A 13,358-nucleotide genomic window follows, 5' to 3' on the forward strand; every position below is an offset into this window, starting at 1 on the left:
AACACTTAATGAGGCCACTTTATTTATCATTTTAATTATGGAACGTCGGTTTATAGAACGAACGATTATCAAGTGCGAAGACACGCTCAGTGTATTCGCCTGGTTTTGTGCGTCCTAATGCACGGTCCATCATGTTCATTTTTGCATCTAAGTTATCGATGTAGTGCAGAATTTCTGCTTCTTTTACTAACGGTGGTTTTGGGCTACCCCATTCTGCTTTTCCGTGGTGAGAAAGGACGATGTGTTGAAGAATTAATACTTCTTCTGCATCGATTTGCAGCTCGTCTGCTGCTTTACCAATTTCGTTCACCATAATTGAAATGTGGCCAAGTAAATTCCCCTCTAACGTATAAGTTGTAGAGATTGGGCCAGATAGCTCAATTACTTTACCAAGGTCGTGTAAAATAACGCCCGCATATAGTAAGTCTTTATCTAACGATGGGTATAAAGCCGAGATAGCTTTCGCTAAATCAAGCATCGATACGACGTGATAAGCTAGTCCAGATACGAACTCGTGATGATTTTTCGTCGCTGCTGGATATTCTAAAAATTCGTTTTGATGCTTATTTAACAAATGTCTTGTTAGACGCTGAATGTTTGGGTTTCTCATTTCAAATATGTACTGCGTAATTTTTTCAACCATATCTTCTTTTTTCACTGGTGCTTTTTCTACGAAGTCTGAGATATCCGTTACTTCATTTTCATTCGCAACACGGATTTGTTTCACACGTAATTGAATACGTCCTTTGTAGTTTAAAATATCACCAGCTACTTTAACGATTGTTTCTGCTACATATTGTTTCTCAACTTCTGGCGATACGTCCCATAGCTTCGCTTCAATATCTCCACTTGGATCTTGTAAGATTACTGTTAAAAATGGTTTCCCATTGCTTGCTAAACCTTTTGTCGCTGTTTTAATTAACAAGAAAACATCGACTTGTTCACCAACTTCATATTCTGCAATTTTCTTTTTCATTCGAATTCCTCCACCATATCAATTACTTTTAGTATAGCATACTACAACTCATTTGCTTTACGCTTATGCGTTAATTTTATAATCTGTTTTTCTGTAAAATACGTTAATAAATGCGCATGACATGTAAAGAAGATGACTTGTCTATCTTTCGCAATTTCCTTTATTAGTTCAATTGTACGATTCGTCCTTACCGCATCAAAATGCACGAAACTATCATCAATAATAAATGGATAATCATGCTCAAACGTTTTCGCTAACGCAAATCGTAATGATAAATATAACTGCTCTGCTGTCGCTTGGCTTAGTTCATGACTGTAAAAATGCATACCATCATTACGTTCCACAATGAACGGTTCCGCCTCTGACGGTGAAAAAATTTTACTATATCGTCCGCCTGTTAAATAGACGAAATACTCTTCTGATTTTTGTAAAATACGAGGAAGATGTACTTCATGATAATATTGCTTTGTTTTCGTTAATACTGTCTTTGCGGCCGCATAAGCAGCCCACTTCTTCACTTGTTCACGCACTTGCGCTTTTTTCATTTCCCATTCGTGCAGTAAATCACCGTACGTACTACCTTCTTCTAAATTCGCGATTTCCATACGATGTTTCGCAATACGCTCTGTCAGTTCTTTCTCTTTCATAAGACAATTTTGCGCAGCTGTCAGTTCTTGCTTTAATTTTTCATCATAACCGTCAGCCTCATAATGTTCAGCTAATGATAAACTCGTTAAACGCTGTTCTAACAGATCGATTTGCGGTAATAAACGCCCTACTTGCTTCTCAGCATCTTCACGTTTTTCCGATAGTTTACCTACTTCTAAAAACATCTCTTCATCAGTAGAATGTGCGATATGCCATAAACTATCTCGTTCTACTAACAGTTGTTTCAATTGCTCTTGCATGAACTCATATTCTTCTTGCCATTCCGCAAGCTTCTCTTTTAACTGCTTACAAGTTTGACGTTTTTCTTTCTCATTTTGCATACGGCTTTGCGCCTCGTGCAGCTTACTATATTCCGCACTACCGATAACAGTTTCTAGTTTATGTTCAAATTGCGAAATCATTTCATATAATGAAGATTTCCGAGCGCCTTGTTTCTCTAACTCGCGATATAATTGCTGCATTTTTTCCATACGCTCAAACGCCGGCAATATGTGTGCATACGTATAAAATTCAGGGAACATATAGCGCACTTTATACACATTTACTTGTTCGCTAATGCGGAACGTTTCTCTCTCCCATTCCTCATACGATGAAACGACTTTATCATACGCTCGTTCCATTTGCTGTAACTTATACGACTCACGCTCAAATAATTTACGTATCTCTTCATCTTTTTCTAATTGATAACGAACTGACATTGCTTCTTCACTTTGTCTCCCACCAGCACTTTGCTGAAGAGTAAGAAGCTCTTCTTGTAATCCACTTGACGGATCTTTATATAAAACGAGGGCAAGAACAATTCCTACAAAAATAATGACACTAATAAATAAAAGCAGGCGGTTATCTATAAATAAACTCGTGAATAAAACAACTGTGTTAATAAGAAGTAACAGAAGACAAACTCTTTGCCACTGCTTTTTCTTTTGCACTGCCGCTCCTGCTTTTTCCTCATACTTGCGCTTCATTCGCTCTGCGCCCATACCGATAAACGCCGCATCTTGGAACGACTTCTCTTTCTCCGCTAACGAATTTCGCTCTTCATCCGCTAACATTTGTTGCTTAATCTGTCTTATGTTTTCTTCTTGTTCTTCTAATTGCTCCTGCGCTACTTTAAAACGCTCATCAAGCTGTGTTTTTTGCGTTTCTAGTTCGCGCGCCTTTTGCACCGTTTGCGTAATTAACTCTTTCGTTGCCAAACTCATATCAAACGAAAGAACTGTTTCTTTTTCAAAAGTAGCACCGATTTGTTGCTCTAATTCTGCCAGTTCTTCTTTTATATTCGTAATCGTTCCTGTTATATCACGCATTTCTTGGCGTGCATTTTCGTAAGACATATGCTGCATACGAAGTTCTTCTACATAACTTTCTTTTTGTAAAAACTCTTCATCTATTTGAATCGATTCAATTTCCGATTGCACATTCTCTATTTTTCTATGGAGCGAATCAACTTGTAATTGGAGCGGCTCCATCTTCGCCTTAATCGCTTCATAACGCGCCATCCCGTTTACAGGAAATTGCCCGCTCTCGTTTTGTAACACTTTCTCATGCACACGCTTTTCAATAACGAGAGGCTCAAGCGCTGCTAATATTTCATAATCTTGCTTTCGCTTTTCTGCACTCTCTTTTTCCACGCGAACAGAAGCAAGTTTCTCTTCACTTTCTTTTAACTGCTCCACTTGCTTTTCATACGTGCCAATTTTCCCTTGCCACTCTTTCATCTTCTCTTCAAGCTTCTTCATCTCTTGCAGTGACACGTTAATTTCTGGTTTACGCCCACTCGGCTTAAAACGCTGATCCATTTCTTTCTCTAGCTTTTTATCTAGCTGTAATAACGCATCGCTTCCGACTGCACTTGCCGAAAATAAATAATTTCCGATATCTGCTTCGCCTAGCTGATGAATATTTTGAAGACCGTGCATATCAAATGAAAAGACTGATTCAAATAAACTTTCATTCATCCCGCTTAATATATCGTGTAAAATTTCCTCGTTGCCCGTTTTCCCGTTTTCAAAATAAACGGTCACCTCGCCAGCTGCCGTCTTTGGCAATCGTTCAATTTTCAAACGACCGTACTTCTCTGTTTGCACAGTCATCGCACCGCCATACTTGCCGCCTTCCTTCGGCTCATAACGTCGCTGCCCTCTCGTCGGAAAACCGAATAAAATACTTTTCATAAATGAGCGAATTGTCGATTTCCCCGCTTCATTTTCACCGTATAACACTGTCAGCATTGACAGATCCATTTCCACATTTTCTAATTTTCCGTACCCATAAATATGGAGTTTTTCAATTCTCATTTCTTATCCCTCTCTTGCTGGAATAATTGCTCTAAAATAATATTTTCTGCTTCTTTTTGAATCTCTTTCTTCTCTTCTTCTGTAAAAGATTCAATACTATTACGCGCTACAGGAGATGTCCAAATCGTGCGTAATACGCCGTCCATATTGGTGAAAGCTTCTAACTCTTTTAGCACACTACCGACGAAATGATTTTCCTCTTTCAAACGCTCGATTTCCGCAAAAGAAACCGTCTCATTTTTCCACTTCATCGTATATACAAAATCTTTTCGTTCTTCTCCCGCTGCTAAAATATGAAAAATCTCTTCCACACGCTTTTCATCACGTAAATAAGGAGAAAGTGGTCCCTGCCCTGTAAATACGACAGTTAAAAGCGTTCCTTCCTCTTCTCTTCGGTACTCATTCATCGCACTTGATATAACAGTCATAAGTTCATCAACAGTTTCAATTCCATCAATATTCACTTCTATCTCATCCCACACAACATCCGCCGTATGGAAAAATGAACATTGCGTTCCTTGTTTCGTAAGTTCAATCACGTACGCACCCTTTTCGCCCGTTTCCTTACGATGCCGCCCTTGTATATTACCTGGATAAATAATGTACGGCTCTTCAGATAAAATTTCACGTTTATGTATATGACCAAGAGCCCAATAATCAAACTGCTTTTCTTTCAGCTCACGAATTTGAAACGGTGCATAGCGATTATGCTCTGCATCTCCTTCCACACTTCCGTGAAGCATGCCAATATGAAAAGGCGCATCACTCATTTTCGTATACTGCGCTGTCATATTATCCGTTACCGCTTGCTGCAAATAACTAAACCCGTAAATAGAAGCGAATAACTCACCATTTTTATAAAATGATTTCTCTTCTACATAAGGCTCCGTAAACACATGAACATTTTCCGGAAACTCAATTGCTGCCCAGCTTCCCCCTAAATGATCGTGGTTACCGTGAATAATAAAAACAGGGATATCATACTGCGACAGTCTCTTCATTTGCTCGCGCACAAACACTTGCGCTCTCAAACTTCTCGTCTCCGCATCATACAAATCCCCGGCTAGTAATACGAAATCAACGCGCTCTTGAATCGCTTTATCAACAATACGCTCAAATGATTCAAACGTACTCTGCTTCATTCTCTCCCAAACAGACTGCGCAACATTCATCTCCATCCCTTTAAACGGACTATCCAAATGCAAATCAGCCGCATGTATAAACTTCACTTGTTTCACAAATAACGATCCTTTCTATCTTTCAAAAGTTTCATTTTATCAATATTAAAATTGCTGAAAACTTTAATAAGTAGGCATGAATAGACTCCCCACTAGTTAAAGTTTCACCTTATTGTAACACGCAATGTCATATATTTCTTTGCATATTCTAGTGATTTATGCCAAAATAGTTATAAGATTCTGATTTTTATCATTGGAGGGAATTTTCATGGGAGTATACGTTCTAACAGTCTTTGAAAAAGATGGTTCAAAAGCATTAGATGAATCGTTCGAGGCGGCAACTGAAAAAGAAGCGAAAGCAAAAGGTGAATCTATTTTACAAGAAAAAGGATTGCACGAAAAAACACATCGCTGTACATCTTCTGCAGGTAAGCTCGTTTTATTCCAGCGCTAAAAAAAGAAGCGTCATCCGCTTCTTTTTACTCTACTATATCTTCGTCACACCACGTAAACACCACATCTAGAATGCGATTACCAATACGTACGCGCTTATTCCATTTTCCTGTTTGGATCTGATGTTGCAATTCTGCTTTCATCTTTTCCGTCCAGTCGTGAATCGTTTCACTACCGGCGTACGGATATACGCTCGGAAACTCTTCCTGCAGTAGATGCAAGCTCTCTGCATCAAAATGAAAATGGAAGAAGTAGTTTGCTGTAAGCGATGGTTCTTGTAATCGTAAAAAATGATCATCAACTTGCTTTCTATTCCTATAGAAAGTAAAGATATTCACTTTACCGCTCGTAATTTGGTCAATTTGAATTTCGTGCTTCTCTATAATCACGTCTTGCCCACCTCGTTATATACTATCCTTAGTATATATGTCTTTTGCAACAAAGTTAACCATTTTCGCGCGAAATTCATTTCCTTCATTATATTACCTGTACCTCCAAGTACAATCAGAACAACTAAAAACAAAGTTGAAGGGGAGCGATCACATGTATTTCGGAAGTAAAGGTTGGTATGTAAAAGAACTTAAAAAATTAGGTATTCGTACTTACGAAGGTAAAAAACTAGAATCATATCGTACGCATGTGTTATCTAGTTTACTTGAGAGAATGAAGAAAGCTTCGGCTTAATAGATGTAGGAAGCGACTGCGGTTGCTTCCTTTTTATATAGTGGATCCTATCTTAACATTCTACCTTTACCGTTATACTCTCTTGATAAAAACCACCCATTATCAACTGCATCTCTATTACCAAATACTCTTCCAGATAATCATTCGTATATATTTTAAATTCTCCATACTTATTAACCCGTCCACTTCCAACAAACGTATCGTCACTTGTTATGACAATTATTGAATGAGGTTCCGCACAGCCCGATACATAATTAGCACCACATTTTACAAAATCTATATTTATTCCCTTATGAATTTTAGTAACCGAATCTATATATTTCTTGTTACGCAAATTATCATCTTGCTCTTCAGCCCTCAAAAGTGCTTGATTCTTGCTAACCTTTTCTGAAGAGAAAGCAACATTCCCCAGCCAATTAAACCTATCAAATATAGTAATAGGTAAAAACATCTAAGTTAACTCCCCCCATTCTTCCATTACGTTCTTCTCATTTTTATGAACTTATAACAATACGTTCAAGGTTGTAATAAAAGAAAACAGCTTTGCTTTTCCATTCAATTTCGCACTGTTAATTTGTATTGAATACATAGAATACTGTTTTTCACCCCAGATACAATGACAACGCTACACAAAATAATCCACGATCCATTAAATGTAAATCCACCTTCAAATGTGTTAGTAATAATTATGTTGCCGATTATTAAAAGAATCCATGAAATGAAATACTGTTTTCCATTTGTAATATATAAAATTCCATCCTCATAACAGACTGTAATTCCCCCACCTTGCCAAACACCAATAGCGAAAGAAAAAAGCATAACTGCCAATAACTCTGCTTGTAAATCTCTAGTCATTGGTTGCGGCGCCGTATAAGTAATAATCCCTATCATCATGAGAAAAGTAATAATATGTATCCAGTTTAATTTTGTTTGTTTGCTTTGCAGCCAAATAAAGAAAATTACTACAGAAATTAAAAACAAAGTTGCCATCTAATTATTCTTCTTCCTTTCCCACATTAAAAACGTCTGTGTAATGCAATTAGAGCGTTCTTAAATCTCTCATACTTTCTAAAGCATAACATGAGAAAGAAATAAAAAAATCGTACAAAAGGGCAAGCCTATAATGTACGATTGGGCATATATAATGTTTTAAAAATGAATTAATTTCCTTTCAATAGATACAGCTACTGCTTCTGACCTTGAATTAACACCTAATTTATTGTATATATTTGTTAAATACGCTTTTACCGTTCGCTCAGCTATTCCCATATCGAATGCAATTTCTTTATTCTTATTTCCACGCGCAATAGCTTTCAACACAAACAATTCTTTTTCTGTTAAGTTATTTTCTTCAACCATATTAGCATGTATTTCTTTCCTTTTATAATTTACTATCTTTTCCATAATATTGGGTTGTAGTAATATCTCACCTCGAATAGCCGCTTCCAATGTTCGAAACAAATTCTCACGATCCGTATCTTTTAGCAAATATCCTTTTGCTCCTAGCTCAATTCCCTTTAACATTAATTCATCTTCGTTATAAGTAGTTAATATAATAATCGGCGTATGATTTTGTTTTTTATTTAAAGCTTCAATTGTTTCTAAACCACTCATTTTAGGCATATTTAAATCCATTAAAATAACATCAGGTTCCTTTTTTTCTATGAAAGAAAGGGCTTCTTCTCCGTTTGCAGCCTCACCTATAATTTGAAATGAATCACTCGTTTCTATTATTAATTTCAGACCTTCTCTTACAACGAAATGATCATCCACAATTAATACGTTATACTTCATGGCTATCTCCTTCATTATTGATAGGTACTTGAATATACACTTTCGTACCCTTCATCTTTTCACTCAATATATGTATTTCTCCATTCATCAATCGAACACGCTCATTTAAGCCAATTAAGCCGTAATGTCCAGGATTCTTACCGATATCTCCAGTGTCAAAACCAATTCCATTATCTTCAACTTCAATAGTAAGTTTTTCAAGGTCATCGATATATTCAACTTTTAAATTTACCTCTGTTGCCTGCGAATGTTTTGCGATATTCGTTAAACATTCACTAATTACATATAAACAATGTTCCTTTACTAAGCTTGAAATATGCGGAGGGCTTTGAATAGTAAATCTCACGTGTATAGACGTAGCCTCAGAAAAACGTTGAACTTCTTCCTCTACTGCTTTATTAAATGAATTGGTAGTATGACGCAAATCATCAATAACCAGCCTTGCATCATGTAAAGTTTGTCTCGCTCTTATCATAGTTTGTTTCATAATCTCTTGAGATCGCAATGTATTCCCTTTTTGCATATGGGCATCTATTGCTTCCAATTGCATAATTAAGCTCGCTACACCTTGCGCTAACGTATCATGTAAATCTCTTGCCATTCGCTGTCTTTCATTAGCTAATGTCAATTCTTCCACTCTCATATATGCAGACTCTAACTCTTGAATATAACTCTGTATACGATTACGTGCATCAAATTGCTGCTTATTAATATAAGAAAAAGGAATAATAATTGCTAACACTAAAAGAAACATAGAAATAAGAATAGCTAATTTATTCACACCATAATTTATACTAATTGCAGTACAAAATATGGCGTACATAAGAGTAAAAACTGCTATTACTTTAAATATATTGTGATAAACATATAGACTTTGGGCAATTAAAATAGGTGTTAATCCAACAAAAATTGCTATCGAAGCATTTGGTACAATAAATGCAGCCAAAAACACAATGAAAAGTTGTACAAAAAAGAAGTATAACAATTGCCTATTCCTTAATGAACTAGCATACCAATGAAAAACAGTATGAATAACAATGACTATTGTAAAGAAGAAACTATCCATTGAGAGAATACTATTACGAAATTCTAAAAGCATTGAAGCTATATATACGAGTGTAATCCATAAAACAATAAACCTTCTTGGAATAAATACCGCTTCCAATACATTTTTATCCAAATCTATATTTGAATTTATTTTTTTCATATTCGACCTCCACCATTATATTATACAAGATACAGCTTACATTTTGATAAAGTGAAGGCTTTTACATACAGCCCGACTCCCACAAATAGCGGGATAAGTCACTTATTCCTCTTCATCCTCATTACCAAATACAAATATGAATTATTGCATATCGAAATGCATTGATGTTTTTTGTAAGCGCTTACTATAATGAATTTATAAAGATTTATTACATCTTACTACTAAAGGAGGCAATCATATGGAAATCGCAATGGCAGTTTTAAACTTTGTAGGTGGAGTAATTCCATTAGTTCAAGAGCTTTTAAAAGCATTCATGTAAGGTTATCATTCAGCAATTATTTATAAGAATTATCATACAAATGATCTGTATATCAAAAACAAATTGATAAACAGATCATTTGTGTGAGAAAACTTTATACGAGAACTATGTCACCTAGCAGAACAATAATGATACAGTTGGAAAAAGACGCTCACAAGGGCGTCTTTTTCTTATATTACTATGTATTCAGGAGAAATCGATTTTTTCAAAATAGATTTTTTTATGTCTTATAAACCCTATTGTAGTATCCCGGCTTCAACTACCTAAAAAAATAACATTGTCAACCGAACTTAAATTGGTTATTATAAAAGCGAATATAACAGGAGATGAGCAGATGAATATGAACGAAAAGAAATCTTTTTCAAAAGTTTCTCGGCGGAAATTAGTCGATGAAGTGCTAGAACGTCTACAAGAAAAAATCTTTTCTGGCGAGTATGAAGTTGGTGATCGCCTCCCTACAGAGCCGCAATTAATGGAAGAGTTAGGGGTAGGTCGTTCAACATTGCGAGAAAGCATAAAGATATTAGTACATGCTGGCATATTAGAAGTTCGACAAGGACAAGGTACTCGTATTGTCTCACTCAATACAACGCAAGATTCATTCGAAAAACGACTACAAGCAGCTAATATAAACCATGTATATGAAGCAAGAAATATGTTAGATAAAGAAGTAGCAATGTTAGCGGCACAGCGCCGAAGCGACGAGGATCTTTTATACTTAAAAGGACATTTGAATAAAAGAAAACATGCCCTTCAAGAAGGAAATTATGTAGCATACATAGATGCAGACATTCAGTTCCATCTAGCAATTGCCAAGGCGAGCAAAAACGAAGTTCTACTTGATTTGTATCAATCTTTCGTACCTGCCCTTCGCCACATTTTAAGCCAATTCATATTAAATACAGTGGACTATGAAGATAACTCTGACATCCATGAAAAGTTATTCCAAGCTATTTTTAAACAAAATGCCGAAGAGGCACGAACATACGCCGTTCAAAATTTGGAGCTGAAATAAGCTCCTTATCTATTACATACAAACATCAGATGATATACTGAATAACATCTGATGTTTAAGAGAGGAGAAAATGAAATTGAAACATCAAGAACGAACTTATTTGTATATACTAGCACTATTTTTTGTTTCTATTAATTTACGTATCGGAATTACATCTGTTTCACCTGTATTAGAAACAATCCGACAAGACTTAAATATAAGCAATTTTTCCGTTAGCTTTTTAACAGCTATTCCTGTTTTTTGTATGGGGACCTTCGCCTTACTGACTGGGAAGGTAATTAGGAAATACGGGGCAGAAAAATCAATTATGGCTTGTCTTATTTTAATCGGCTTTGCAACATGTATGAGAGCTTTTACCTTTTCCATTTCCACATTATTCGCGAGCTCTTTATTTATCGGTATTGGAATTGCACTTGCAGGTCCGTTACTATCAGGTTTTATTAAAGAAAAATCCCCTACGAAAATCGGCTTAATGATTGGCATATATTCAGTAGGTATGGGAACTGGTGCTTCTTTAAGTGCAGGATTAACGATTCCTTTACAACATGTATTAAAAGACGATTGGAATATGGCACTCGCTTTTTGGGGTGTGCTTACTATTATCGCTATTATATTTTGGTATCCCGTTATGAAACGAAAAAAGAATACGAGTACACAAAATAAAAAGAATAATAGCTTGCCTTTAAGAAATAAAAAAGCATGGTTGTTTACAATCTTTTTCGGACTACAATCAGGAATATTTTACTCTATTACAACTTGGCTTGCGCCGGCAAATCAAAGTATGGGTGTGAGTAGCGAACAAGCGGGGACTCTTATAACTGTTTTTACAGTGATTCAAATGATATGCAGCTTTTTAATTCCAACATTAGCGGATATTTATAAAAACAGAGCACTTTGGTTATTAGGAAGTATATGCTTTGTACTCGTAGGTTTATCGCTTATGATTTACCCATTAAATACACCATGGGTCCCTTCTATTTTACTAGGTATCGGGCTTGGCGGTGTATTTCCACTCGCTCTCATGCTACCGCTATATGAAACAAAAACTTCAGAAGATGCGAGTGCATGGACTGCTATGATGCAATCAGGAGGATATATTATGGGCGGATTCATTCCTGTCCTATCAGGAATCGCTCGTGATTATTTTAATAGTTATACGCAAGTTTTTATTATAATGGCACTTTTAAGCTTCCTTTTATTCCTATTAACTTTAATCATGAATAAAAGGAAAAGAAATGCAGAAGATCTTGTCTCCGCTTAAATTCAAAATGTTAATATATGGTATAATTTAATTAAAAAGCTAAAGGAGCTTCTAACATGTGGTTCATTTCGGCAATCGCGCCTGTTGTAATAGTTGGTGGAATTGTAGTATTTGTAATTAAAAGATTGGAACATAAATATAAGAACGGAAAATTAGGTAAGAAACAATCTCAAAAAGCTCAACTGTTATTAGATAGTTTAATACCTATGGGAATGCTTGTCGGCTGTATGATCGGTTTAATTTCCGGTATGTTTTTCCCGGATTTCTCACTTCTTTCCATTAGTTTAGGGTCTGGAATAGGCTATTTATTTGGTTATTTCGCCTATGAAATTTATAGTAAGACAGGAGATAATTTTTCATAATCCAAAAAGAATAATCAGGACAGTACATAGTAGTCATATACAATATGTACTGTCCTTTATTTTTGCATCAATGCTATCACCTTGCCTTTCACATCCTATACACCTTTTTTATTGATTTTCCTCTCCTCCCTCTTTTGTATATCCACTTTTTTATTTTCATTGGATCTATACCCATAGTAAAGTAGAGCACATGTAATAACTGAACCTACAATATATCCTAAAAAACATCCTAACCAAAACATAATGTGACTGCCTCCAATGCTTTATAAATTTTATGTAATACAACGCCTTACATGCTCAATCGTTTATTTCTATAAACTATACACCCTCTAAAGTTATTCATACCATTATTTCTCCCCTTACCTCAAATAACAATTTTATTATTTATCATAAAGTTAACACTCTCGTTAAACATATATAAAGATTGTTGTATTTCTTACTTTTCTCCTTGAAAACAATATATACTACATTTGAAATAAGCGGGTACGTCTGCTTATTATCTAAATTCCCGTGCAATATCCCCTCACGAAATGCTAGGAGCAATCCTAGCATTTTTTACAATAACGTTTGACGAAAAAGTTTTGGCCACTTTAAACATATGTAAATTATAGTTTCTTTTCAACTTTATCACTTAAACGGTTATATCATTTGAGTAAGCTAGTACATTCGCCCTCATCTTATTTTTTCCACTTATAAAAATCCATCCTCTCTTCTTCATTTTAACTTTAATCATGAAACAAAAAAATCCCCTCAAAGCATGAACTTCAAGGGGGAGCCTGTTTTTTATTTACTTATATACGTACAGCTGTACCACTTACAGCAACCATTAACATTCCATCACGAACAACCTCGTAATCTACATCAATACCAACGATAGCGTTCGCACCTTTTTGTTTTGCAAGTTCTTTCATTTCATCCATTGCGATATCACGAGCTTCTTTTAGCTTGCTTTCGTAAGAACCAGCACGACCACCGACAACATCACGAACGGAAGCGAATAAGTCGCGGACAATATTTGCACCCATAATAGCTTCACCATTTACAATATCAATATACTCAATAATTTCTTTACCTTGAATTCCAGACGTTGTTGTTACAATCATGACTGACACTCTCCTATAACTTATAATTTTTGATTAGCTT

General features: G+C 35.6%; 14 protein-coding genes and 1 pseudogene. 6 read left to right on the forward strand and 9 right to left on the reverse strand.

Annotated elements, in window-relative coordinates; translation table 11 throughout:
- Positions 1–31 precede the first annotated feature (31 nt).
- Genes yhaM through FS802_RS08745 form a run of 3 tightly spaced genes read right to left on the reverse strand, consistent with a single transcriptional unit; the run spans position 32 to position 5,180 of the window.
- A complete protein-coding gene (gene yhaM, locus FS802_RS08735) occupies positions 32–976 on the reverse strand; it encodes a 3'-5' exoribonuclease YhaM (RefSeq protein ID WP_000726648.1) in 945 nt (314 codons plus the stop codon).
- A 41-nt stretch (positions 977–1,017) separates the two neighbouring features.
- On the reverse strand, positions 1,018–3,942 hold the full coding sequence (locus tag FS802_RS08740) for an ATP-binding protein (protein ID WP_098653164.1): 2,925 nt from the start codon (positions 3,940–3,942) through the stop codon (positions 1,018–1,020).
- Positions 3,939–5,180: a metallophosphoesterase family protein gene (locus FS802_RS08745; protein WP_098653163.1), complete on the reverse strand. Its 1,242-nt coding sequence runs from the start codon at positions 5,178–5,180 to the stop codon at positions 3,939–3,941. The genes FS802_RS08740 and FS802_RS08745 overlap by 4 nt, the downstream gene beginning before the upstream one ends.
- A gap of 208 nt (positions 5,181–5,388) precedes the next feature.
- Here FS802_RS08745 and FS802_RS08750 point away from each other — a divergent pair, with 208 nt between their 5' ends.
- Positions 5,389–5,574 (forward strand): YhzD family protein, encoded by a 186-nt coding sequence (locus FS802_RS08750; protein WP_000539550.1) that lies wholly within the window; start codon positions 5,389–5,391, stop codon positions 5,572–5,574.
- Positions 5,575–5,599: 25 nt separating this feature from the next.
- Here FS802_RS08750 and FS802_RS08755 read toward each other — a convergent pair whose 3' ends face one another.
- Entirely contained in the window at positions 5,600–5,962 is a 363-nt protein-coding gene (locus FS802_RS08755; RefSeq protein WP_000582796.1) for a hypothetical protein, read from the reverse strand.
- Between the two features lie 154 nt (positions 5,963–6,116).
- Here FS802_RS08755 and FS802_RS08760 point away from each other — a divergent pair, with 154 nt between their 5' ends.
- Positions 6,117–6,257, forward strand: a complete 141-nt coding sequence (locus FS802_RS08760) for a YflJ family protein (protein ID WP_000273536.1) — start codon at positions 6,117–6,119, stop codon at positions 6,255–6,257.
- Positions 6,258–6,309: 52 nt separating this feature from the next.
- Here FS802_RS08760 and FS802_RS08765 read toward each other — a convergent pair whose 3' ends face one another.
- The 4 genes from FS802_RS08765 to FS802_RS08780 form a co-directional block, all read right to left on the reverse strand.
- Entirely contained in the window at positions 6,310–6,708 is a 399-nt protein-coding gene (locus tag FS802_RS08765) for a hypothetical protein (RefSeq protein ID WP_000479663.1), read from the reverse strand.
- Positions 6,709–6,812: 104 nt separating this feature from the next.
- Positions 6,813–7,247, reverse strand: a complete 435-nt coding sequence (locus FS802_RS08770; protein WP_078182894.1) for a hypothetical protein — start codon at positions 7,245–7,247, stop codon at positions 6,813–6,815.
- A gap of 159 nt (positions 7,248–7,406) precedes the next feature.
- Entirely contained in the window at positions 7,407–8,051 is a 645-nt protein-coding gene (locus FS802_RS08775; RefSeq protein ID WP_000876837.1) for a response regulator, read from the reverse strand.
- A complete protein-coding gene (locus FS802_RS08780; protein ID WP_098116119.1) occupies positions 8,041–9,258 on the reverse strand; it encodes a sensor histidine kinase in 1,218 nt (405 codons plus the stop codon). The genes FS802_RS08775 and FS802_RS08780 overlap by 11 nt, the downstream gene beginning before the upstream one ends.
- Before the next feature lie 136 nt (positions 9,259–9,394).
- Here FS802_RS08780 and FS802_RS31855 point away from each other — a divergent pair.
- From FS802_RS31855 to FS802_RS08795, 4 genes and pseudogenes are all read left to right on the forward strand, one after another.
- Positions 9,395–9,577, forward strand: a pseudogene (locus tag FS802_RS31855) (hypothetical protein).
- A 334-nt stretch (positions 9,578–9,911) separates the two neighbouring features.
- The gene (locus tag FS802_RS08785) at positions 9,912–10,592 is read left to right on the forward strand and encodes a FadR/GntR family transcriptional regulator (RefSeq protein WP_088121492.1); all 681 of its coding nucleotides are present in this window, start codon (positions 9,912–9,914) and stop codon (positions 10,590–10,592) included.
- 70 nt (positions 10,593–10,662) lie between these two features.
- Entirely contained in the window at positions 10,663–11,853 is a 1,191-nt protein-coding gene (locus tag FS802_RS08790) for an MFS transporter (RefSeq protein ID WP_098653162.1), read from the forward strand.
- A gap of 56 nt (positions 11,854–11,909) precedes the next feature.
- A complete protein-coding gene (locus FS802_RS08795; protein ID WP_098653161.1) occupies positions 11,910–12,215 on the forward strand; it encodes a hypothetical protein in 306 nt (101 codons plus the stop codon).
- Positions 12,216–13,006: 791 nt separating this feature from the next.
- Here FS802_RS08795 and FS802_RS08800 read toward each other — a convergent pair.
- Positions 13,007–13,318, reverse strand: coding sequence for a YbjQ family protein (locus tag FS802_RS08800; RefSeq protein WP_000637510.1), 312 nt, complete (start codon positions 13,316–13,318; stop codon positions 13,007–13,009).
- Positions 13,319–13,358: the final 40 nt, after the last annotated feature.

The organism is Bacillus sp. DE0042 (assembly GCF_007680225.1).
GTDB lineage: Bacteria > Bacillota > Bacilli > Bacillales > Bacillaceae_G > Bacillus_A > Bacillus_A wiedmannii.

Coding starts and splice junctions, on each gene's coding strand:
- FS802_RS08795 (WP_098653161.1), top strand. CDS start 11,910: ATGTGGTTCATTTCGGCAATCGCGCCTGTTGTAATAGTTGGTGGAATT.
- yhaM (WP_000726648.1), bottom strand. CDS start 976: ATGAAAAAGAAAATTGCAGAATATGAAGTTGGTGAACAAGTCGATGTT.
- FS802_RS08750 (WP_000539550.1), top strand. CDS start 5,389: ATGGGAGTATACGTTCTAACAGTCTTTGAAAAAGATGGTTCAAAAGCA.
- FS802_RS08770 (WP_078182894.1), bottom strand. CDS start 7,247: ATGGCAACTTTGTTTTTAATTTCTGTAGTAATTTTCTTTATTTGGCTG.
- FS802_RS08760 (WP_000273536.1), top strand. CDS start 6,117: ATGTATTTCGGAAGTAAAGGTTGGTATGTAAAAGAACTTAAAAAATTA.
- FS802_RS08790 (WP_098653162.1), top strand. CDS start 10,663: ATGAAATTGAAACATCAAGAACGAACTTATTTGTATATACTAGCACTA.
- FS802_RS08800 (WP_000637510.1), bottom strand. CDS start 13,318: ATGATTGTAACAACAACGTCTGGAATTCAAGGTAAAGAAATTATTGAG.
- FS802_RS08775 (WP_000876837.1), bottom strand. CDS start 8,051: ATGAAGTATAACGTATTAATTGTGGATGATCATTTCGTTGTAAGAGAA.
- FS802_RS08785 (WP_088121492.1), top strand. CDS start 9,912: ATGAATATGAACGAAAAGAAATCTTTTTCAAAAGTTTCTCGGCGGAAA.
- FS802_RS08780 (WP_098116119.1), bottom strand. CDS start 9,258: ATGAAAAAAATAAATTCAAATATAGATTTGGATAAAAATGTATTGGAA.
- FS802_RS08740 (WP_098653164.1), bottom strand. CDS start 3,942: ATGAGAATTGAAAAACTCCATATTTATGGGTACGGAAAATTAGAAAAT.
- FS802_RS08765 (WP_000479663.1), bottom strand. CDS start 6,708: ATGTTTTTACCTATTACTATATTTGATAGGTTTAATTGGCTGGGGAAT.